Source organism: Nitrospina sp. 32_T5, assembly GCF_052156635.1.
Lineage (GTDB): Bacteria > Nitrospinota > Nitrospinia > Nitrospinales > Nitrospinaceae > Nitrospina.
In genome coordinates, this window is record NZ_JBQKUO010000005.1 from 104964 (window position 1) to 126257 (window position 21294).

Here is a 21294-nt window from a genome sequence, read left to right on the forward strand (position 1 = left end):
TCCGAAGGAGGCATCATGGCCCAATTGAAACAGATCGAGGAAATTTTAAACACACCCGGCCAACACTGGGTGGGCGACGGGTTTCCCGTTCGCACCCTGTTCACATACGACACCCACGGCGAAGCGCTGAGCCCGTTCCTGCTGTTCGACTTCGCCGGTCCCGCGGAGTTCCCGCCTGCGTCCAAACCGCGCGGCGTGGGCCAGCATCCGCACCGCGGGTTCGAAACGGTCACCATCGTCTATGAAGGCGAGGTGGAGCACAAGGACCTCGCGGGCAACAGCGGCCACCTTGAGCCCGGCGACGTGCAATGGATGACCGCCGCCTCCGGTATCGTCCACCAGGAATTCCACTCCCAGTCCTTCACGGAAAAAGGCGGTACGTTCCATGCCGTGCAGTTGTGGGTCAACCTGCCCGCGAGAGACAAGATGTCGCCGCCGCGCTACCAGGACATCGCTTCCTCGCGCATTCCCACTGTTGAGGTGAACGGCAGCCAGCTTCGCGTCATTGCCGGGGAGTACAACGGAACACGCGGCCCCGCACTCACATTCACGCCAATCAATATCTGGGACATCACCCTGCGGGCGGGGGGAGAGATGGAACTGTCCCTGCCCGCCGGACACACCACCGCCGTGGTGCCGGTGACGGGCACGGTGAAGGCCAATCAGAGCGAGACCGCCCGTGCCGCGCAACTGGTGCGGTTCTCCCGCGAAGTCGAGGCCATTCATTTATCCGCTCAGGAAGAAACCCGGTTGCTGCTGCTTTCCGGAGAACCCATTGCCGAGCCCATCGCCGGGGAAGGTCCGTTTGTGATGAATACGGAAGCGGAACTGGTGCAGGCGTTCGACGATTACCGCAAGGGTTTGATGGGGTGAGTCGCGCTCAACCGGTGGCCGTGGGGGCATCCTGCCCGGCCTGCCCGGCAGTCAGCGCAAACTTGATATTGCGTTCGATCAGCGCGGTTTTGCCGCGCACGGTGAGGTCGGTGATGAACCGAAACTGATGGCGGGGATCGACCGCATATGCCTTCAGGCGATAATGCGTGCCCCACGGTTTTTCCACCACCACCACCGAAACGGGCAAATCGAAGTACAGGTAAGGACTGGTTAGCGCCACGTCATGCAGTACCTGCCGGATCTCCGCGGCATCGTGTTGAGGATGCAGGTAAAAATGCGCCACGCATTGCAGGTGCGGCGTGCCGTTGTTGGCGTTGGAGATCAGCTCGGTCCAAAGTTTGTGATGCGGAATGTACACCGCCGTGTCGTCCGCCGTGACGATCTGCACCGTGCGCACCCCCACGTGCGTCACTTCGCCATACACCCCGTTCACCTCGATCCAGTCGCCGTTGCGGTACAACCGTTCGCCCACCGCAACCACCCCGGCAACCAGGCTGCTCGCGTAATCCTTGAGTGCAAACCCCAGCACCAGTCCGACCGAACCCAGCACCGCCACCATGTTCTGCAGGGACGGTTCTATGACCAGGGGCACGCTCAGGACGAATGCAGCCAGTATGAATACCAGCCGCAACAGCGGGGTCATGGCCAGCAGGAACAACCGCAACCTGCCATGCAGGCGGTTGGCCACCCAGGGCAGCAGGCTCTGAGTGATCAGGATGAGTACAACCGCTCCGATTACAATCAGAACCAGCTCAATCATCGCGACCGTATCGAGCGTCTTGAACACTTGAGAGATTTTTTCGTTATCCATAACCGCCCTCAAAACCCATCCAGCAGATAATCCCGTGCACTCAGATACTCCCGGACGGTGGAATAACCCAGGGGGGTCACTTTCCAGTGTCCCGCTTCTTCATCCACCGCACCCAATGCCTGCAGGCGGCGCAACAAAGATGCAATGCGAAAATCCGGAATGGACAACAAATCGCTGAGAAGCGCCGCTGTCAATCCGTTGTGAAGAAGCAGGGTGTGCAATACAAAGGCAACGCTTTCGTCTTTTTCCGTGGGAAGGGTCAACTCCTCTGGCATCTGGGCAACCCAGACGGACTCTTCCTTCGCACTCCCAGGGGCATCCGGGCCATTCTCGTCTTCCACAGCAGGCGCTTCTTCTTCATCCGGTTCGGCCCGCAACCGGCGGCTCCAGAAAGCGAGGGCCGTTCCAAAATTACCCCGGCACCGGGCGGCCAGCTGGTTCAATTCCGAACTGATTTCGTAATCCTGACCGGATTGCGAACACAAAATTGTTTTTCCTGTTTTGGCATTCAGGAAACGCACCCGGTTGTTGCGGCCCCCTGTGTCTCTCTTTTTTGAAAACAGCCGCGACAGCCGTTCGCCATCGAATGCCTGCAGGATAAGGGGATTCACCTGTGAAGGCGGCCCGACGCGTTGCAGGTAGGCCCAGCCCCAGCTGTCACAACCGATGAGACCGCGACCCAGCCTGCCGGATGCAGTCCACTCCAGAAACCGGCGGGCCAGTTCCAGTCCGTTCGCATGCCGCAGGAAACAGTGTTCGAGGTGCGGCAGGACCCAAACCCGGTCGGTGTTGGGCCATTTTCCCAACCAGTGGGGATCGGCTTTCAGAATTTGTTCCGGTGTCGGCGGCTCGAGCCAAAGCGCATCATGGAGATCGGCCCAATGGCGCAACAGGGCCTCCTGTCCGGTATGGGGCTGGAACAAAACAAACTGAACCGGAACGTCCGGCGAATGCTCATCAAGCCAATCCTCCAGTTCTGCGTCGAGGACTCCTGCCACCTCATTCCAGTCGATGGGTGGGACCAAATGGCGCAGGCGCACTTCCGGAAGTGTTTTCAGTTCGACTTCGGCCCTGAACGGGCTGTCGCCGTTTTCCCCGTTTTTGATGAAAAGCTGTTTGAACGCGGTCCATTTGCGGAGGGCTGTGCTCGCAACAGCGGTGACAGGCAAGTTATATTCATCCGGACGCACGAACTGCCAGAGCGGGGTGGGGTCCGCCTGACTGTCGGTGGGCACGGATACCGGATTGTCCTCTGTCATGATCACCGCCTGTCGGTGAATAAGGGACTGCACTTGTGGACGATTCATCTTAGCCCAGGCTTGGTGGATTTGAAACCATTTCCATTTTCATCGACCGCTTTAGAGTGGGTTCCGCACTAACGCAATCCTTCGTCCTTCTCCACATTCCGTTTCAGCATTCGCGGCAGCTTTTCCATCAGGGCGCTCGACTTGTTGCGGAATTTTTTCAACAACCAGCGCGCCCATGCGAACTCCGTCGCCAGGATGGCGAGTCCGGCGGGAATGACGAGGATTGCCGGGCCCGGCAGGATGATCATCACTATCCCCGTCAGCAGAACCGTGATGCCCACCAGGATGATGAACAGTCGAAGCACCCCGTCGTACGTCCAGCCCACCAGTTGTTTCAGGTTTTTGGCGACTGGGGAAACCAGGGGCGCGGTGTCGCGATGGGCCCCCAGTATCGAGGCCACCACCCCCACGCCAAGGATGCCGATGATCACCGCCAGCGACACCAGGTTCGGAATCGGATGCGTGTGCGACAGCATCATCTTCACTCCAATGAACGCCAGCAGGAAGGTGAGGCTCATTTTCATGTAGCGGAATTTCTCCAGCAACTCCGCCAGTGCGAAATACAACGAACGCAGTCCCAGGATGGCGAAAATGTTGGACGTGAACACGATGAACGGATCGTGCGTCACTGCAAAGATGGCGGGAATGGAATCCACCGCAAACAGCAAATCGGAGCTTTCCACCAGCACCAGCGCGAGGAACAGCGGCGTGGCCATCCATCGGCCTTCGCGCTTCACCAGAAACCGGTCGCCTTCAAAATCATCGGTCAGCGGCAGTTTCTTTTTGACCCAGCGGATCAGCGGATTTTTTTCCGGATCGAGGTTGTCGTGACGCTCGATCAACATCTTGACCGCGGTCCACAGCAACAGCAGGCCGAATACATACACGATCCAGTCGAACCGCTGAATCAGAACCGTGCCCAGACCGATCATCAGACCGCGAAGCACCAGGGCCCCCAGGATACCCCAGTACAAAACCCGGTGCTGGTAACGCAGTGGCACTTTGAAATAGGTGAAGACGAGCGCGATGACGAACACGTTATCCAGGCTGAGCGATTTTTCCAACAGGTACCCGACAAAAAACTGAAGCGTCGCCTGCGCTCCGGATTTCTGGTATCGCGGATCAACACCCACACCCAGCCACTGGTATTCGTACAAAAAATAAACCAGCATGTTGAACACCAGGGCACAGGCCACCCAGACTCCGGTCCAGAACAAAGCTTCCTGGATATTGATCTCATGCGCATCCCGGTGAAACACGCCAAGATCCAGCGCCAACATCAAAAGCACAAACAGCAGGAAAAGCAAATAGACCCAGACCACGAACAGACTCCCAATCTTCAGTAGCAATTTTTCAATTCGAATTCGGCGGTACGAAACGATCGAATCCGTTTTCAGGAAAGACACCCGCTCTTCAACAATCAGGATAAGGAAACCGGGAAAGGAAAAGTAGCGGTAAGTGAAGTTTTTTCTGCTGGATTCCATCTCCGGACCACTCGATGGCTTAAAATTTTTCAGTCACTCCCCCCTTCCCTCCTTCGCTTTTTTATCCGGCAAAATTCAAAGTGATTTCCCGGCCGGGGTTTCTTTTTTTATCCCATCGACAGGGTTCAGAGGGGAAATCCCCCTTGTTTTTTATGACTTTTTTTGCAATGTTCCAGCAATCCGATATAATTGATGAGGATTTTTTCCAGGAATGTGTTTCCTGAAAATCTGAGGGGAGAAGGGGAGCCATGCCCAAGGAACCCGAGAAAAACAAAAAACCCAAACCGCCACCCCGGCGTCCTCCGCCGGCGTCGGCTCCGGCCAATGCCCCCCGAGCGGGGGGTGTCCCCAAACCGGAACCCAAAGGAACTCCCCAAAAACCGTCGCCACAGAAACGTCCGGCCCCCCGGCCCCCGACACAGGGTTCCCAAGCAGGTCCCTCCCCTTCCGGCAAACCCACGCGTTCTGTTTCCTCTGCAACTCGAGAGACACCCCAACCTTCTTCACCTGACAAGACCCGGAACAGGAAAACGACCCTGGCCCTCGCCACACTGTTTCTCGTCGTGGTCACCGGTGCGGCCATGTTTCTCGATTACATACCGAATCCGTTCAGGGCCAAGGTGGATTACGGATTGGGAGAACAGGCCTTCATGCGGGGCGATTTCAAAACCGCCATGGCCCACTTCATGGTTCTCGCCAAACGCGGCAACCCGGAGGCCATGTGGTACGTCGCCAACATGTATCAAAACGGCCGGGGCGTGGAGCGCGATGTCGCAACGGCGGTGGAATGGTTCAAGAAAGCCGCCCAGGAGAAACAACCGTGGGCCCTTTTTGAAATTGGCTGGTATTACAAAAACGGAACCGGTGGATTCAAACGCAGCGCGCCCACCGCCCTCAAGTGGTTCGAAGAATCCGGTAAGGGCGGGTATGTGATGGGTCAATATCATGCCGCACTAGCTTACATGGAAGGCACCGGTACCGATAAGGACCTCAACAAGGCCCGCGAGTGGCTTATCCTGGCGGCGGACCAGGGTCACCTGGATTCGCAGGCGATTCTGGGGGACATGTATTATCACGGCACCAGCGTGGTCATCGATGATAAAAAGGCGCACACTTACCTGAAACCCGCCGCCGAGAGGGGGCATCCGCTGGCCCAGATGAACCTCGCCATGATGTACGAAAACGGCGACGTGGTGAAAAAGGACATTGTGCAGGCGTACCAGTGGTATTCGCTGGCTGCCACCAGGGGCAACAAGGACGCCCAAAGAAGCCTGGAATTCATCACCCCGCGCATCAAAACCTCCAAGAAACAAAAAGCCGATGCCTGGGTGGCCAGTTGGAAACCCACCTCCTGAGCCCACGGGTCCCACTTTACATATAATTTTTTGAGGCAAAACTTGCCTCCCTCCCCCAGCGATTTTATTTTTTCCTACCCGGATGGGAGAGCCCCTCTCCCAAGGCTCAATCCATTGCCTGATACCGGGTCAAATAAACCCTGGCATGATCGACCAAAAAAAATTCAGGAGGTTTTTGCCTATGACCGCAACCATTGAAAACGAAAAGTTTGCCAACAACCGGTATTCGGTGGACACCCCGGACCCCGGCCGCCAACACGTTCCCGATACCCGCGGTTTCACCGATGCACAGTCCAAACAACCCGCACCCGCTTCCCAGCCGGACCAGGAAGAAATTCGCCGCGAACTCCGGATCTACCGCTACGGCGCATATTATTCCTGATCGAATTCCATCTCCCACGGCGGCCCGCGAAGGCGGACCGTGTCCGACCTTCCGGGCCGGGCCTCCAATTTGACCTTACCTGCGGAATTTCAAATTGTTCTCGACTTCGTATGATTCCTCGTTCCCGTCATACCGGTTTTCCCGGCGGACCCCAACTCACAAAACAGTTCAAATTTTCGATCAAGCCGTTATCCTTATTAATGAGTTAACGAACCGGAGCGCTTTTGATGAATTCGGGGTATGTGGCCCACATCATTATGTCCGCCACATCCAGCGAGGTCCGGGTGGACCTGGAACTGGTGATGTACACGGTGATGGGGTTTTTCGCGGGGATTTATTTTTTCTTCAAGGGATTCCGCGACCTCAAAACCAAAAGGACGGTGGAAGACATCCCCACCTCCCGCATCGCCACCGGCGCAGTAGGAACGGACGTCGAGATTTCCGGGAAAATCGTATGTGATGACGACCGCCTGCTGACCGCCCCGATGAGCGGCGATGCCTGCGTGTTCTACGCGCTGGAAATCGAAAAACTGGTGCGGAGTCGCAACTCCTCCCGTTGGGTGACCATCGACACTCTTCATTCCGACGAGGGATTCTATGTGGAAGACGGCAGTGGCGCCAATGCGCTGGTGTTCGCCGAAGGCGCGCAGATCATCCAGAAGGGAAAGGGATTTGTTCAGCATCTGGACCGCTACCTGCGCGACGAGGTGCGCCAGCGCTTCAAACAGGCCGTTGCCGAAAATAAAAAGGAACTTAAAAAATTCGATACGGACGACGCAGACAGCACCTCCGGCAAATACCGGGTGACTGAAAAAAAATTCATGGCGGGGGAGACCGTTTACATCCTGGGATACGCCGATTCGGGATTGAAACTCGCGGCACAACGAAAACTCGACTTCAAAACCTTCCTCAAAGCCAAAAAGCTGGTGCAGAAACACCCCAAACTGAAACAACGCTTCGACCGCGATAAAGACGGTGTGCTGAATCCCGACGAATTGGAATGGGGGGCGAAGGTGATCGGACAGCGTATGGTCGACAAATACAATCGCGACCAGTTCGCCAAACTGTATTCCAACACCAAAATGGTGTTCAAAAAAACGGAACCCTCGCTGTTCCTCATCAGCAACCGCAAAGAAGAGGAAGTGCTGGGCCACCTCACCCTGCACACGCGGCTGAAACTGTTGGGCGGTCCGGCGCTCAGCATCGGCTGCGCTACTTATCTCGTTATGATCTACGAAGACATATTGAAATTTTTTTAAGGGAGTCCTGGACACATGAAATCCAAATCCATTTGTTCGGCCCTGATGGCTGGACTCTTCGCCGCCGCTCTGGCGTTGCCTGCAATCACTCTCGCGGAAGAACGCGGCATCCGCGTCGTACCCATCGAGGATGCGGAGGGCAACCAGGTCGGACTGTACCAGGAAAGTCACGCCCTGATCGTCGGTGTCAGCGATTACACCGCAGGCTGGCCGGACCTTCCCGGTGTCAACAAAGACGTGAACCTGGTAAAAAATGCGCTGGAGAAACAGGGCTTCAATGTGGTGGTGGTCATGAATCCCAACCACGAGACCTTGCAGAAAGCCTTCAACGATTTCATCAACCGGTACGGTCACGGGGTGGACAACCGCCTGCTTTTTTATTTTGCCGGCCACGGTCACACACTGAAGCTGGCCTATGGCGGCGACATGGGCTACATCGTTCCCGCGGACGCGCCCAATCCCAACCGCGACCGGCAAGGCTTTCTGGCGCGGGCCATGGATATGGAACGCATCGAGGTGTATGCCAAGCGCATCGAGTCCAAGCACGCGCTGTTTTTATTCGACAGTTGCTTTTCCGGATCGATCTTCGCCCTCTCCCGCGCGGTGCCGGAAAACATCAGTTACAAAACCAGTCAGCCGGTGCGGCAATTCGTGACCGCCGGAAGCGCGGATGAAACGGTGCCGGACGAAAGCATTTTCCGCGACCAGTTCATCGCCGCGTTGAACGGGGAAGGCGATTCCGACGGGGACGGTTACCTGACGGGAGTCGAGCTGGGTGAGTTTCTGCAGGCCAAGGTGGTGAATTACTCGCAGGGCTCCCAGCACCCTCAATACGGGCGCATCCGAAACCCCTTTCTCGACAAGGGCGACTTCGTGTTCCGGCTGGACCCCAAAGAACCTGAAGCGACGCCGGATTCCATGAACGCGGCAACCGAGTTGAGCGAACTGGAGGCGACCATCGCCCGCCTCCAATCGGAAAAGGTGCAGCTTGAAAAAGAAAACGCAAAGCTTCAGGAAGAAACCCGGCTGGACCCACCAGCAAAAAACACAACCGACCACACCGAAACGCGCCAAACCCAGGACAGTATGACGGGTACGGCCCTGCAAAGAGCGCATCATGCAATCAAGCTGAAACAGTACGCCACCGCGTTTCGTATCCTCAAAGTTCAGGCCGCGCGCGGAAATGCGCTGGCTCAGATGATGCTCGCACGCATGTACGTGGAAGCCTGGGGCACACGGCGCAACGTGGTGGAGGCGTACAAATGGATGCTGATCGCTTCGCACAAAAATCCTGAAGCCAAAAATGCGCTTGGCAAGCTGGAGAAACACATGACGCGGAAGCAGATCCGTCGCGCCAGACTATGGGCGAAATCGCGGGGGAACAAACTCCGCCGGGACCGGCGCTGATCCCATTGGACGGCGGGCCGTTTTCTATTTGAAGTCGAGTGCGGTGGACCCGTCCCAGTCCGCGGGCAGGCGCTCAACCTGCAGGCGGTCGATGCGGTTGATCATGTTCAGGCAGGGGGCGTCGTCGGGATGCAGCTTCAAGGCCCGGTTGAAAAATTCAGTTGCTTTCGCAAACTCCCTGTTCAGGTAGGCCTGGAATCCTTCTTCATACAATCGGTAGTATTCGATGTCCTCTTCGGTGATGGGCTTCACCTCCAGTCCGTACACCTCGAAAATCCGAACCGGTTCGTTCTTGCCTTTTACCTTGATGATATCGAGCGGCCGCACGCGGAACACCTCCGGCGTGAGCAGGCTGAATGTTTTTTCCGAGATGATGACCTGCGTGCGGTACAGCTTGTTCACCCCTTCGAGACGCGAGGCGAGGTTGACCGAGTCGCCGATGACGGTGTAGTCGAACACCTGGTCCGACCCCAGGTTGCCCGCAACCAGCATGCCCGTGTGGATGCCGATGCGGCAATTCACCTGCACACGGCCCTGCTTTTCCCATTCCGCGTTCAGGGTGCGAAGCGCCACCTGCATGGCGAGCCCTGCGCGCACGGCCTGATCGGCGTGATTCGGGCTCGCCAGCGGGATGCCGAACTCCGCCATGATGCCGTCACCCAGGTACTTGTCGATGATCCCGCCGTTTTCGATGACGATGCGGGTCATCTCGGTGAGGTATTCATTGAGCAGGGAGGCCAGGTTCGGCGGGGGCATGGTCTCCGAAACGGTGGTGAACCCCTCCAGGTCGGAGAACAACACCGTCGCCTCCCGCTCCTCGCCCCCGAGCCGTAAGAGGTCCGGGTTCTCCAGAAGCTGTTCCACCACCTGCGAGGGAACGTAACGTGAAAACGCCGTACGGATGAACGCCCCGTGCCGGGCCAGCGACACCTGCAATCCCACCACCAGGCCCACGAACACCACCAGGCAGGCGGCTGTCACCGAGGTGATCGGAAACAGGGAAAACCGCGTGAACTGCCACCACGCCAAAGCCAGGACCGCCGCAAAGGACACCGCCCCCGTCACGTAATATATCCACAGCTTGCGAAAACAGGCCGCCACTCCCACCAGCAGGCTGAATCCGATAACCACTCCATAAACCTGCCAGTCCGCCCAGCGGTCATAAAACCGGTTTTCCAGAAACCCGTTCAGCACCGAGGCGTGCACGGCGATGAGCGGTACATTTTCCTCCAGCGGTGTCTGGCCGATATCGCTGATGCCCTGCGACACATCGCCCAGCATCACGAAACGCCCGCCGAAAAACTCGCTCAGGTTGCCCTGCATGTCCTCATCCGCAAACAGCTCGCGCAGGCGGGTGACCGCCACCTTGGGGAAATCGTTTTCCCACGTGCCTGAGTAGGGCACGTACACCTGGCCGCGTTCGTCGATGGGAACCACGACAGCTTCATTCAGCAGGCTTCCCTTGAAAGCCGGGATGGTAAGCGCCCGGCCCCATTCGATGCGGACGCTGTCGAATGGCACGCGGACGTGATCGAGATAAATTCGAAGGGGCATGGAAGGGAAAAACCGCTCACCCAGCTTAATCACAAGAGGAAAATGACGGTACACCCCGTCGGAGTCGTTATGTGCGTTGATGTGCCCGGTGCCTTGTGCCTTTTTGGCAAACAGGTCGTTCTGGAGAACCGGCTGGTCGCCATAAAAAGGAACGCCCTGTCCCTTCTCTTCGAGCTTCGCGGAGATTTTTTCGTTCTTCTTTTCGTAAACCGTGCCCGGTTTCCATTGAAACGGCTGGGGGGAATCCGAGATGTGAAAAGCAATGGGCAGGTAAGCGGTACGAAGACGACGCAGGGAGCGGGCGAACTTCCTGTCTTCCTCCGCATCCCCTTCGCGCGCGAAGATGATATCGAACATCACCGCTTCCGGGCGCAACATGGACAGGATGCGGTTGACCCGGGCCATGTATCTGCGGTCCAGCGCGTTCCGGCCGAAATCTTCGTAGGCGTCGTCGGTGATCAGGAGATACAGGAGGCGGGGCGAGGCCGTCGGGCCTTTACCCTCCTCCAGGGCCCGCTTGTGGAACCGGTCGAGTACCTGATAATCCCAACTGGTCCACACCGTTCCCCGCACCAGCCAGAACCCAAGCAGGGCCAGCACCAGCCCCGCATGGAGCAGCAGGATGAGTTTTAGAAACTTTTTACTCCGTAACATCAAACACGAAGCGTTTGATCAGGACAGTTTGGCCGGTGAAGGTGAGCAGGTCCTCTTTCAATTGGTCTTCGGACATGTCCAGGCTGCGCACCGCCCCGGCCATGGAAATCGGCTTTTTCATTTTTTCGGCAATGTCGAGCCCGCCCTTGTCGTAAAGCCCCTCTGCCATTTTTTCCCAGCGGTCGTGCGACGCCTCCCGGCCGGAGAAATCGTTTTCCAGACTTTCAAGCGGTTCCGGACTGCACACCACCCAGAATGCTTCCTGCGACCGGGTGCCGTCGACCTGGAAGAAATTGCTGCCGGCGGGCAGTTTCAGCACCGATTCGCCGGAAACTTTTTCGTGCAGAAGGAGTTGCGCCTTCTCGTAGTTCGAGTAGATCACGTAAACATGCAGGTCGGTGCGCGGGATCACCACGATGCGAAGCTTGTCCTGGGAGGTGATGTTGTCGCGTGCCCGGGCCCAGATTGAATCATCGTCACTGCGGATTTCGATGGCGATCTTGGCACGGACTTTATCCTCATCGCTGATGGCATTTTCGACGAACAGAAACAAGGCGGCCAGCACGATCAATCCTGCCGATACCAGTTTGGTTGTTTTCATAATTCCTCTCATCGGGTGGACAAAAATGGGATGGGTGTGAATGATGAACCCTCATTGGTATTCTAAAGCCAAAACCCCGAATTCAAAACTGCGTTTTCGCGCTTCCATCCGATCCCAAAATGCGAACCGCCTGCAGGGAACGATTTATCCGGGCGTTTTGCTTTACAGGAGATTCGTTTTCTGAAACAATGATTTAGAGATAACCCAAGGGGCGCGAGGAATTCGAATGGAAAACTGGTTCATGCTTTCGATGGTGGGAAAAGACCGGCCGGGCATTGTCGCCCGTTTGAGCGCATCTTTATGCCGGGCGGGATGCAACCTGGGTGAGTCCTCCATGGCCGCGCTCAGCGACAACTTCACCATCATGATGATGGTTCACTGGGAAGGCACGCAGGATGAACTGATCGGGGTGGTTCAACCCATTGGCGACAACCTGGGCCTCACATTCAACATTCACCCGGTGCCGGGAAAACTGGAACACCACCGCCAGCCCGACATCCGCGTCAGCATCTATGCCGAGGACCGCAAGGGTATCGTCGAGGACGTCACCACCGCACTGGCTGACGCCGGTCTCAACATCCTGCACCTGGATTCCAACTTCGACGAGGAACCCGGGTCGCCGAAACCCACCTTCTACCTGCATATAGAAGGCACCCTGTCGAAAGGAATCGAACCCGTGGAGAAGGCCCTCGACACCCTCTGCGAGGAAAAGCGGATGAACATCCAACTCATCCCGGTCAGCCCCGGTATCAAATAATCCCCGATCGGGCGGAACCGACCCCCGCCTCCCGGAAACCTATGACAGCAGGAAAACCCTTCCGTTTCTCCGGTTTTCTGTTAGAATAGAATAACTCTAATTATTTCAATCGCCTTTAACAGCCTCGGGGCTCCACAGGGAACCGAAGCCTCGAACCCCTTAAAGGGAGACGCTCTGGATGGCAACCCGTCAATCCCCTCTCAATCGTCCTTCCCGGCGACCGCCCCCCGAACCCGAGCCGGAAACCGGACCCCGAAAAGAACTGCCGCTCGCGGAAATCGTGACCGGCGTGGTGATCGTCCTCATCCTCGTTTTCATGGGCATCCCGCGGCTTCTCAACTGGTGGAACGGCATCAAGACCAACCAGGAAGTCGTGGCCTTTTACGACCGTCTTGTCATGGCCCAGAATACCGCGGTGGAAAAACGCAAGCTGGTTTCTGTTACCTTCTTTCCTGAACGCAATGCCTTCAACGTTCACGAGGACATCAACGGCAATGGAGTCGCGGACACGGGGGAGTTTCACGAGGAATTCGGGTTGGGCGACCACCTGCAATTCTACGGCGGATCGTTGCCGGACCTCAAAAACGTCTGGAACGGCAAGCCCGTTGGCAACCGGGGGGTTCAGTTGTTCAACGGGGGAACCCGGTTGACCTTCAATCCCATGGGGCAGACCAGCGACAACGGGGTGGTCTACCTGATTCCCAAAGAGGACGCAGGCGTCACCGCAAAAAACATGCGCGCCCTGCAGTTTCTCAAGACCTCAGGCGAAATCCGTGTATTGCATTATACCGGCCAGAGCGACGCTCCCTGGAAATGAACAACGCCGGTGGCGAGGGCCGATGGAATCGGCCCTTCAAACACCTGAAATAGAAAAATGGGCCGCCTCATAAAAGAGGAACCTGGGGAACCGATTGTTGAAAAATGTGAACAGTGGGTTGCAAAAGTTTGTCAGTCCGGTCACAACTTTGCAACGCCTTCGCCAGATTGATTTCAGGTCCAAAAATTCTCAACCCTTGTAAATCTCATATAAATCAATATATTAAGAAGTTTGATCATAGATGTACACTTGAAGTGGCTTAAGAATTGCACTCTGCAGACCAGCACGGGCCGCAAACCGGGATGCACCAAATGGTTCGTTCCCATGACCGTTGCGAGATTCAGATTGGGGATTCGCGTATTGAGGGGGCAGCCCTTTCCTGCAACCTGGAATTCCAGGGGCCGTCTCATTTTTGAAGTATGGGTTCGGCCCTTATAATAAATTTCACTTCAAGAAATGGATCGGAAAAAAGGGTGACTCGTCCCCCGTCAACAATACCAATATATTTGCATTAATTTTTAAATCCGGCTGCAACGGAATCATAAACAGAGGCCGCCATGCTTACCTTGACCAAAAATAAAGAGAATCAACAGGGTTTTTCGGTGATCGAACTGCTAATCGTCATGGGAATCACTACGGTCCTGATGGGTGCGGCGATCTACACTTTCATGAAGCAGGAAAAAGTGATCCGTACCGAACAGTCCGCCGCCCAGATCCGCGCCTCGGGACGCAACGGCATCAACGAGCTGGCCAAGGAACTGCGCCGCATCGGCTACGGCATGCCGCGCGGCCACGGCCTGTACAGCATCGGCACCAACTACGTGTACTGGTGGGTCAACACCGACGAAGCCACCACGTCCGTGACTGCAGACGTGACTTCCGGCGACACGGCGCTCACCGTGCAGGATGCGAACCTGCTGGCGACCCAATCCGGCGGCTATGGCTACCTGATGCTCCGCACCATCAAGCAGGCCGACCAGTGGAACATGGTCCGCTTCAGCAGCGCCAGCGGCGGCACCACGCTGAACCTGTCCATGTACCCCAACCAGGACTTTTCCGTTTCCACGGATACCGTGCTGGTCAGCAAAATGAAGTACCAGCGCATCACCCACGATGCCACCAACAACGTCGTCCAGTTTTTTGATGACGCAGACCCTGTGGTGCCCCTGGTCAACAATGTAGAGACCGTGACCTTCACCTATTACAATTCCGCCGGCAGTACCGTGACCGTTCCGTTATCCAATTCGGGCTGGACCAGTTCCGTGGGCAACACCACCGGTTCGAACAACATTCACACCATCCGCAAAATCGGGATCACGCTGACCATGGAAGACCCGGAGGGTTTTGCCGAGGACATCATTCTCAAAACCGACGTCAACCTGAGGAACATGGGGTCTTAAACTCCCACTTCCAGAAAACAGTCCTCCTCCCGAACGCGACCCGTTCACCCTGCTTCTCGTCCCCCTGTCTGCGCTTGTTCCTGCAGGCAACCAGGACCGGCCCGTTTGCCATTCGCTCCAATTCTTTCATAAGAATTTGATTTTTAATCGTTTATAATATTTATACGGGATCCGGGTCCAAATCGGGCCCAAATCGGGGCCGGTTATAAAATTTTATACGGAATTTGGACAAAATTTGTCCTTTGGGATCAGGTATTCCGATATTCCTGATTTTGTCTTATTCTTTTGTGAAATTCCTTAAGTGTTGAAAAACAACTCATTCTATGGGAATCGTTATATCAGAAACACGATTTTCATCGAAAACGGCTCAAAAATTGCTTTCTAGAGGGGAGAAGCTGAAAAAGCGGAGCCGAACTTTAAACGAGGTTTATAATTAAACCTAGTGGGGGAGTCATGGAACCTCGACAAAAACACACCAAAAATGAATCCGGCTTCACGTTGATCGAGCTGTTGATCGGCATGGCCATCCTCGTGATGGGCCTGCTCACGGTCAATTTCTTTCTCGGCAATTTACTGAATAAAAGCGGCCATCTGGAATCGGCCACGCTGGCCACCACCCTTGCCGCGGAAAAACTGGAAGATCTCAAAAACCAGGCGCTGAGCACCACCCTGACCAGCTCCAACAACGGATCGGACACCCTGGACGAAAACGGCAACGCAGGCGGCAACAAGTTCACGCGCAACTGGACCATCTCCGGCACGTCGGACCAGACGGATGTCGTGGTCACGGTCAGTTGGAGTCGTTCCGGCGTCACTGAATCCCGGACCCTGCAAACCCGGTTGAACCAGGATTAACCATAGAGGTCATCATGAGTACATGGACCCAACTCAATAGAAACCAAAAGGGCTTTTCGGTGATCGAGCTGATCATCGTCATGGGCATCACCACCGTTGTGATGGGTGCGGCGATGTACACCTTCATGAAGCAGGAAAAGGTGATCCGCACCGAACAGGCCGCCTCCCAGATCCGTGCCGCAGGCCGGGCCGGAATCAACGAACTGGCCAAGGAACTGCGCCGCATCGGCTACGGCATGCCGCGCAGCCACGGACTGTACAGCGTAGGATCCAATTACGTTTACTGGTGGATCAACACCGACGACGCCACCACCGCCGTGACGGCGGATGTGACCTCCGGTGACGTGCTGCTCAACGTGCAGGACGCAAACCTGATGGCAACGCAGACGGGAGGCTTCGGCTACCTGATGCTACGCACGGTCAAGCAGGCGGACCAGTGGAACATGGTCCGTTTCACCACCGCGGTCGGGGGCAACATCGTAAACCTGTCCATGTATCCGAACCAGGACTTTTCGGTCTCCACGGATACCGTGCAGGTCAGCAAAATGAGGTACCAGCGCATCACCCACAATGCCACTACCAATATCGTCCAGTTTTTTGATGACGGAGACCCCGTGGTGCCGCTGGTCCACAATGTGAAATCCGTCGCCTTCACCTACTCCAATTCCGCCGGCTCTACCGTGACCGTTCCACTATCCAATACCGGCTGGACCAGCTCTGTGGGCAACACCACGGGTTCGAACAACATTCACACCATCCGCAAAATCGGGATCACGTTGACCATGGAAGATCCCGAAGACTTTGCGGAGGATATTATTCTTAAAACCGATGTCAACTTGAGGAACATGGGATCATGAATACTCACAACCAAAACCACGAACACAGCTTTACAGGGAACATCGGGGAACCCCAGTCCCACCGGAACGAGTCCGGGGCGGTTCTGGTGGTTGTTCTCCTGATGATGGTCGTCTTGATCGGTCTCATTCCGGCCGCCATCAACATGACCCGCAACGATTACACGCGCACCGCGAACTACCAGGAATCCAAGGAAGCGTTCTACATTTCCGAGGCGGGCGTGCAGGAAGCCATCCGGATGACCAAGACCATGAGCCGGGACACCATCCTGGGCACGAACGCGGGACTGCTGGAGCCGGGCGGCACCGTGGTTTCCTTTAACGGGGCCAACTACAACGAATACAACTACGCGAATGGCACCTACAAGATCCGCGTGGACGACAACACGGAGCCGGATGGCGACACCACGACCGATACGGACAAGGTCCTGGTCGTCACCGCCGTGGGCACGTCCAATACGGGTGTGGAGAAAACCATCCGCGCCAACATTTACAAGTTCGATCTTCCGCCGTCCACCTTTCCCTCGGCGCTGACCATGGTGGGCCCGCTTTCGGCCGTCAACATCTCCGGTAACTCCTTCGAGGTCAACGGCGCGGATTCAGCCGGGGGCAATGGTCTGGACCTGAGCGGCAACCCGGATGCCAGTTGTCCCGGCAAGGCCGCCATTGGCTTTGAATCCAGCGGCCCGGTCACCGAGGTCAACAACATGAATAACTGTTCCACCGCCGCCACCAACACCTGCGTGGAGGTTCCGGGCGGCAACCCCAATAAAAATGACGGCAATTACACCGGAGTCAATTCCAACTCGCGGGATTTCATCACCAGCCAGACCACGTTTTCCAGTGCGGACAGTACCGAACTGCATCAGATGCTGACCGCGGACGGCGACAATGACGGCACGCCGGACCTGGTTTCCAATTACTACACCGGCAACCAGCATTTCAGTGGCGGTACCTACGGGACCGATGCCAGCCCCCAGGTTACTTACGTAACAGGTGATTTGGACCTTTCGGGTAACCTGACCGGAAGCGGCATCCTGATCGTGGACGGCAACTTGAAAATTGCAGGTACCACGAATTGGAACGGCATCATCCTGGTCGGTGCCTGCACCACCTGCAGCAGCACCGCCACCGACACCACCGGTGTGGGTTCCGGTACCATCAACGGCGCGCTGGTGGTGGGCAACGGCACCCAGGCGCAGGCCGATATCCGTGGTAACTTTGCCATCAACTACAGTTGTGAAGGCATCAACCTCGCCAACGCGGTGTTCAACGACAACGTCAGCGTGGTTGACTGGTTCGAAACCGGAGCCTGATCGCCGACGCAATCGATCCCATGTAATAGAAAAGGGCGGCCCGCGGGCCGCCCTTTTTTATTGCTCTTCACTCACCGCTCTCCAAAGCGAAGGCATGCCGCCAGGACGGAGCCTTCTTCTACTTTGCAAGAGAGCGTTGCACAACTTGGGTTCGAGTGGTCAATCCACGGTTCGATTGATACCCGGATTGAAAAGTCATGAATCCCCCTCATCCTGGCTTTCTTCCGCCAGGGGAGAAGGAACTTTTAACACTCCCTCTCCCTCGACGGGAGCACTCCAGAGTGACGGGCTGGGGTGAGGGTGGTTTCCTCTGATTTATTTTAATGACGAATGCAAAGGTTTCCCTGGCAACAGGGAGGCCCAAACCCCTTACATTCCGGGAGGCGGAGGAACCTGGCCGGTCGGCTTCGGCTTCTTCTTCCCCACTTCCTCGACCTTGATGGAGGAAGGACGGGTCTGCTTGGCGATTTCTTCCTCCTGCTCGATCACTTTCTGCATTTCGGCAACCAGTTTTTCATCCACCTTGGCTTTTTCCAGTTCCTTGCTCAGGGTTTCAACGAATTCATCCTTGGCAATGAGGGCGCTCTTCAGGCGCCTCTCCATGTCCGCCAGCCGTTCCAGGTAGTCCTTGCCCCCCACCTTGGTTTCCTTGTCGGCCGCGGCTTCATCCATCAAATGAAACTTCACCGTATTGAAGACGGGGACGGATTTGGCCGCTTCGGTGATTTCGATTTTCTTGATCAGCTCTTCCTTGCGCGGCAGGTGCTTGTGAACCAGCATGACGAAGAACCGGCCCTCTTCCTTGTCGAACTTCGCCGCGCGGATCCAGCGGCGGTACACCGCGTTTTCGTGGGCCAGGTAATCGCGGGTTTCCACCAGCAGTTTGGCCAGCTCCGGGTCGATCGACGGCCCGGCCTCTTCGCCTTCGCCGCCGCCTTCCTTGCCGCCCTCACCTTCCTTGCCGGCTTCCTGGTTCTTCGAGCCCTCGCCCGTAGCCAGGGACTGGCCTTCCCCCTTGCCGGTTGTCAGCTTTGCCTGCTGGATGCTTTCCTGCGCAAACTGGTCCACCGGGGGCGGGACCTGGCCTTTGATCTGGTCCCGGTACTGCACGGGGATGGACGAGCGGTAATCGCTGTAGTGCACCATGCCCGCATCATCGATCCAACGGAACATCTCCGCTTCGGCAGACGCCGGAAACAGTGCCAGCGCACCCACGCCAAGAAGCACCGATTTTTTGAAACGATTCATAATGGTTTCTCTCACGGCTCGATTCTCCCAACCGACCGGGTGCGGTCCCTTGCTTTTCGTGAAAAGCGGAAGGTTTGCCCGGTACAGGATTGCCCCCTTTTTCATTCGCGACGGCTGAGAAGCTTCCCGCCGCCTCGGCACCACGCCATAACTTATTGTAACTGAATACCTTATCATGACATCCTGAGAAATGCAATCGACCCGACTTTGGTTTATACTTGTATCCTCTACAGGGCCCGGTTATTCCGGGTTTTTGGCAGGTACCGAATCACGATGATCACCAACTCCATGAAGAACCGCACGTGCCTGATCACCGGCGCCAACTCCGGCATCGGGTACGAAACCGCCCGCGCCCTGGCGTACATGGGAGCGCGGTTGATCCTGGTGTGCCGCAATCCCGAAAAGGGGGAAGCGGCACTGGCCTCGCTGCGCCAGCGCACCGGCAACGACGATATGGAGCTGATGATCGCCGACCTCGCCTCGCTCCACCAGGTGGAGGAACTTGCTGAAAAGATACGCGCGCGTTACGACGTCCTGCACGTGCTCATCAACAACGCCGGGCTCCTGCAGGGACGGCGGGAACTGACCGAGGACGGCTACGAGACCACCTTCGCCGTCAACCACCTCGCGCATTACGTGCTGACCCTGCGCCTGCTCGACCTGTTGAAGGCGGGCGCGCCGTCACGCATCATCAACGTCTCGTCGATCGTGCACCTCATCGGCTCCATCCGTTTCGACGACCCGTTCTTCGAGAAAAAAAGTTACCGCGCCATGTCCGCCTACGCGCAATCGAAGCTGGCGAACATCCTGTTCACATACAAGCTGGCGCGCCTGCTGGAGGGTTCGGGCATCACGGTGAACGCCATGCACCCCGGCGTGGTGGCGACCAACTTCGGCCACGCGGGGCCCCTGTGGTACAAGCTCGCCAAGGTGTTTGCACGGCCGTTTTACATCCGCCCGCAGAACGGGGCGCGGACACTCATTCACCTGGCCGCCTCCCCCGCCGTGGAAAAGGTCACCGGCACCTACTTCGTGCGCAAACGCTCCGTGCCCACCCTTCCGGTGTCCTACGACACCGGTTTGCAGGACCGGCTGTGGGACATCAGCGGCCAGATGACCGGCGTGCGGTGGCATAATGGCTGAAGAGGGTTCTCCCGCGCCGCGTGAGGGCTTGAAGTGGGTGAAGGTCGCCCGCTTCCTCGCCCTGCCCTTTTCGCCCGACCGGCTGAAAACCTACCGCCGGGTGAAACGGTTCGAAGACGTGCCGGCCGACGACCTCCTCGCCGACGGCATCGAGGGCGTTCTGTTGGATGTGGACGGCACGCTGGGTCCCCACCACACACGCACGTTTCCCGATTCGGTGGTGACGCACGTCAAAGTATTGCAGGCGGTGGGATTGAAAGTGGCGCTGTTCACCAACGCCTTCGAGGACCGCTTCGAGCAGTTCGAAGGCGTGCCTGTGGTCACCAACGTGCCGCCCAAGCCGGACCCGGCCGGATTCCACACCGCCATGCGGGATTACCTGAAACTCGACGATCCGGCGAAGGTGGTGATGATCGGCGACAACTACATCACCGACGGCGGCGCCATCGATGCGGGCATGCGCTTCATTCATGTGAAACCGGTGCCGGGCGGAGAAAGCGCCTTCCACCACACCACGCGCTACCTGGCGGAACTTTTCGCCCGTGCCTGGCGGCCGGTGACCACTTCAGCCCTCGCCTCCCGTACCAGACCAGGCCGGCAAGTTTGACATTTGCGCCTGAAAATTCATAAAATGTAGGAAAAAAAGAACGAACGGGGTCAATAGCCGTGAAACGCATTGTTTTCGCGACATTTTTACTGGCAGGATGCATCGCCGTCCCAGCGCTGGCTTTCGCGGATTCGGGTCACAGCCACCATGAGGCCGATCCGTTCAAACTGGAGCCGGACAAGGCCGTGCACTGCGATTTGAACGGGCACCGGCACGTCCACGCCAACCAGCCCTGCCCGCACAGGAAACCGTACCGGTCGCCGCGTACGGAGCTCGGTCTCGACTGCGGCGGTCAGCCGCAGGGCACCATGCCGGCCCAGTCCACCCCGATTCTCAAAACCTTCGGCCCGGCGGGAGGTGCCGCTCGGCTGGCTTCCCTCATGCTGGCCGCTTTTCATCCAAAAACACCCTCCCCTTTCGTTTTGTGGGAGACGTCCCCGCCTTCCCCGCCTCCCAAATCGTCCTGATCGATTCCCTTAATTAAATCCCGGTTGCGCGCAAACGAGGTTTTTCCCGGTTCGGTCCGTCCGTCTTCTGTGAAACAACGGCAACACCCCGAACGAACCCCCTCCGGCCTGCCGGGCAACTT

At 57.1% G+C, this 21294-nt stretch carries 20 protein-coding genes; 14 read left to right on the top strand and 6 right to left on the bottom strand.

What is annotated here, in order from left to right; all coding sequences use genetic code 11:
- Positions 1-24: 24 nt before the first annotated feature.
- Positions 25-873 carry a pirin family protein gene (locus ACTRW9_RS13545; RefSeq protein ID WP_442429780.1) on the top strand — a complete coding sequence of 283 codons (849 nt, stop codon included), beginning with the start codon at positions 25-27 and terminating at the stop codon, positions 871-873.
- Between the two features lie 7 nt (positions 874-880).
- Here ACTRW9_RS13545 and ACTRW9_RS13550 read toward each other — a convergent pair whose 3' ends face one another.
- From ACTRW9_RS13550 to ACTRW9_RS13560, 3 genes are all read right to left on the bottom strand, one after another.
- Complete coding sequence (locus ACTRW9_RS13550; protein ID WP_442429753.1) at positions 881-1705, bottom strand: mechanosensitive ion channel family protein; 825 nt, start codon at positions 1703-1705, stop codon at positions 881-883.
- Between the two features lie 8 nt (positions 1706-1713).
- The gene (locus ACTRW9_RS13555) at positions 1714-2964 is read right to left on the bottom strand and encodes a hypothetical protein (protein WP_442429754.1); all 1251 of its coding nucleotides are present in this window, start codon (positions 2962-2964) and stop codon (positions 1714-1716) included.
- Positions 2965-3080: 116 nt separating this feature from the next.
- Entirely contained in the window at positions 3081-4496 is a 1416-nt protein-coding gene (locus ACTRW9_RS13560; protein ID WP_442429755.1) for a TerC/Alx family metal homeostasis membrane protein, read from the bottom strand.
- Between the two features lie 581 nt (positions 4497-5077).
- Here ACTRW9_RS13560 and ACTRW9_RS13565 point away from each other — a divergent pair.
- From ACTRW9_RS13565 to ACTRW9_RS13580, 4 genes are all read left to right on the top strand, one after another.
- Positions 5078-5851, top strand: a complete 774-nt coding sequence (locus ACTRW9_RS13565; protein ID WP_442429756.1) for a tetratricopeptide repeat protein — start codon at positions 5078-5080, stop codon at positions 5849-5851.
- Between the two features lie 181 nt (positions 5852-6032).
- Positions 6033-6233 (top strand): hypothetical protein, encoded by a 201-nt coding sequence (locus ACTRW9_RS13570; protein ID WP_442429757.1) that lies wholly within the window; start codon positions 6033-6035, stop codon positions 6231-6233.
- Between the two features lie 227 nt (positions 6234-6460).
- Positions 6461-7492, top strand: coding sequence for a hypothetical protein (locus ACTRW9_RS13575; protein ID WP_442429758.1), 1032 nt, complete (start codon positions 6461-6463; stop codon positions 7490-7492).
- A 15-nt stretch (positions 7493-7507) separates the two neighbouring features.
- The gene (locus ACTRW9_RS13580) at positions 7508-8899 is read left to right on the top strand and encodes a caspase family protein (RefSeq protein WP_442429759.1); all 1392 of its coding nucleotides are present in this window, start codon (positions 7508-7510) and stop codon (positions 8897-8899) included.
- A gap of 24 nt (positions 8900-8923) precedes the next feature.
- On the opposite strand, the gene ACTRW9_RS13585 is transcribed toward ACTRW9_RS13580, so the two are convergent.
- Together ACTRW9_RS13585 and ACTRW9_RS13590 are read right to left on the bottom strand one after the other, a co-directional pair.
- Complete coding sequence (locus ACTRW9_RS13585) at positions 8924-11107, bottom strand: CHASE2 domain-containing protein (RefSeq protein WP_442429760.1); 2184 nt, start codon at positions 11105-11107, stop codon at positions 8924-8926.
- Positions 11094-11708, bottom strand: a complete 615-nt coding sequence (locus ACTRW9_RS13590; RefSeq protein WP_442427644.1) for a hypothetical protein — start codon at positions 11706-11708, stop codon at positions 11094-11096. Before ACTRW9_RS13590 ends, ACTRW9_RS13585 begins: the two co-directional genes overlap by 14 nt.
- 226 nt (positions 11709-11934) lie before the next feature.
- Here ACTRW9_RS13590 and ACTRW9_RS13595 point away from each other — a divergent pair, with 226 nt between their 5' ends.
- The 6 genes from ACTRW9_RS13595 to ACTRW9_RS13620 all read left to right on the top strand — a co-directional run bounded on the left by ACTRW9_RS13595 (position 11935) and on the right by ACTRW9_RS13620 (position 17707).
- Positions 11935-12465 (top strand): glycine cleavage system protein R, encoded by a 531-nt coding sequence (locus tag ACTRW9_RS13595; protein ID WP_442429761.1) that lies wholly within the window; start codon positions 11935-11937, stop codon positions 12463-12465.
- A gap of 178 nt (positions 12466-12643) precedes the next feature.
- Positions 12644-13282 (top strand): GspH/FimT family pseudopilin, encoded by a 639-nt coding sequence (locus tag ACTRW9_RS13600; protein ID WP_442429762.1) that lies wholly within the window; start codon positions 12644-12646, stop codon positions 13280-13282.
- 557 nt (positions 13283-13839) lie between these two features.
- Positions 13840-14682 (top strand): PilW family protein, encoded by an 843-nt coding sequence (locus tag ACTRW9_RS13605; RefSeq protein ID WP_442429763.1) that lies wholly within the window; start codon positions 13840-13842, stop codon positions 14680-14682.
- Between the two features lie 453 nt (positions 14683-15135).
- The gene (locus ACTRW9_RS13610) at positions 15136-15537 is read left to right on the top strand and encodes a type IV pilus modification PilV family protein (RefSeq protein WP_442427640.1); all 402 of its coding nucleotides are present in this window, start codon (positions 15136-15138) and stop codon (positions 15535-15537) included.
- A gap of 14 nt (positions 15538-15551) precedes the next feature.
- Positions 15552-16394 (top strand): PilW family protein, encoded by an 843-nt coding sequence (locus ACTRW9_RS13615; RefSeq protein ID WP_442427639.1) that lies wholly within the window; start codon positions 15552-15554, stop codon positions 16392-16394.
- Entirely contained in the window at positions 16391-17707 is a 1317-nt protein-coding gene (locus tag ACTRW9_RS13620; protein WP_442429764.1) for a hypothetical protein, read from the top strand. The genes ACTRW9_RS13615 and ACTRW9_RS13620 overlap by 4 nt, the downstream gene beginning before the upstream one ends.
- A gap of 369 nt (positions 17708-18076) precedes the next feature.
- Here ACTRW9_RS13620 and ACTRW9_RS13625 read toward each other — a convergent pair whose 3' ends face one another.
- On the bottom strand, positions 18077-18955 hold the full coding sequence (locus ACTRW9_RS13625) for a DUF4124 domain-containing protein (RefSeq protein ID WP_442429765.1): 879 nt from the start codon (positions 18953-18955) through the stop codon (positions 18077-18079).
- A gap of 273 nt (positions 18956-19228) precedes the next feature.
- On the opposite strand from ACTRW9_RS13625, the gene ACTRW9_RS13630 reads away from it, so the two are divergent.
- From ACTRW9_RS13630 to ACTRW9_RS13640, 3 genes are read left to right on the top strand one after another with little or no spacing between them, the layout of a single operon-like run.
- Positions 19229-20098: an SDR family oxidoreductase gene (locus ACTRW9_RS13630; RefSeq protein ID WP_442427636.1), complete on the top strand. Its 870-nt coding sequence runs from the start codon at positions 19229-19231 to the stop codon at positions 20096-20098.
- Complete coding sequence (locus ACTRW9_RS13635) at positions 20091-20705, top strand: HAD family hydrolase (RefSeq protein WP_442429766.1); 615 nt, start codon at positions 20091-20093, stop codon at positions 20703-20705. The genes ACTRW9_RS13630 and ACTRW9_RS13635 overlap by 8 nt, the downstream gene beginning before the upstream one ends.
- A gap of 59 nt (positions 20706-20764) precedes the next feature.
- Positions 20765-21172, top strand: a complete 408-nt coding sequence (locus ACTRW9_RS13640; RefSeq protein WP_442429767.1) for a hypothetical protein — start codon at positions 20765-20767, stop codon at positions 21170-21172.
- Positions 21173-21294 lie beyond the last annotated feature (122 nt).

Coding starts and splice junctions, on each gene's coding strand:
- ACTRW9_RS13550 (WP_442429753.1), bottom strand. CDS start 1,705: ATGGATAACGAAAAAATCTCTCAAGTGTTCAAGACGCTCGATACGGTC.
- ACTRW9_RS13555 (WP_442429754.1), bottom strand. CDS start 2,964: ATGACAGAGGACAATCCGGTATCCGTGCCCACCGACAGTCAGGCGGAC.
- ACTRW9_RS13560 (WP_442429755.1), bottom strand. CDS start 4,496: ATGGAATCCAGCAGAAAAAACTTCACTTACCGCTACTTTTCCTTTCCC.
- ACTRW9_RS13565 (WP_442429756.1), top strand. CDS start 5,078: ATGTTTCTCGATTACATACCGAATCCGTTCAGGGCCAAGGTGGATTAC.
- ACTRW9_RS13570 (WP_442429757.1), top strand. CDS start 6,033: ATGACCGCAACCATTGAAAACGAAAAGTTTGCCAACAACCGGTATTCG.
- ACTRW9_RS13575 (WP_442429758.1), top strand. CDS start 6,461: ATGAATTCGGGGTATGTGGCCCACATCATTATGTCCGCCACATCCAGC.
- ACTRW9_RS13580 (WP_442429759.1), top strand. CDS start 7,508: ATGAAATCCAAATCCATTTGTTCGGCCCTGATGGCTGGACTCTTCGCC.
- ACTRW9_RS13585 (WP_442429760.1), bottom strand. CDS start 11,107: ATGTTACGGAGTAAAAAGTTTCTAAAACTCATCCTGCTGCTCCATGCG.
- ACTRW9_RS13590 (WP_442427644.1), bottom strand. CDS start 11,708: ATGAAAACAACCAAACTGGTATCGGCAGGATTGATCGTGCTGGCCGCC.
- ACTRW9_RS13595 (WP_442429761.1), top strand. CDS start 11,935: ATGGAAAACTGGTTCATGCTTTCGATGGTGGGAAAAGACCGGCCGGGC.
- ACTRW9_RS13600 (WP_442429762.1), top strand. CDS start 12,644: ATGGCAACCCGTCAATCCCCTCTCAATCGTCCTTCCCGGCGACCGCCC.
- ACTRW9_RS13605 (WP_442429763.1), top strand. CDS start 13,840: ATGCTTACCTTGACCAAAAATAAAGAGAATCAACAGGGTTTTTCGGTG.
- ACTRW9_RS13610 (WP_442427640.1), top strand. CDS start 15,136: ATGGAACCTCGACAAAAACACACCAAAAATGAATCCGGCTTCACGTTG.
- ACTRW9_RS13615 (WP_442427639.1), top strand. CDS start 15,552: ATGAGTACATGGACCCAACTCAATAGAAACCAAAAGGGCTTTTCGGTG.
- ACTRW9_RS13620 (WP_442429764.1), top strand. CDS start 16,391: ATGAATACTCACAACCAAAACCACGAACACAGCTTTACAGGGAACATC.
- ACTRW9_RS13625 (WP_442429765.1), bottom strand. CDS start 18,955: ATGAATCGTTTCAAAAAATCGGTGCTTCTTGGCGTGGGTGCGCTGGCA.
- ACTRW9_RS13630 (WP_442427636.1), top strand. CDS start 19,229: ATGATCACCAACTCCATGAAGAACCGCACGTGCCTGATCACCGGCGCC.
- ACTRW9_RS13635 (WP_442429766.1), top strand. CDS start 20,091: ATGGCTGAAGAGGGTTCTCCCGCGCCGCGTGAGGGCTTGAAGTGGGTG.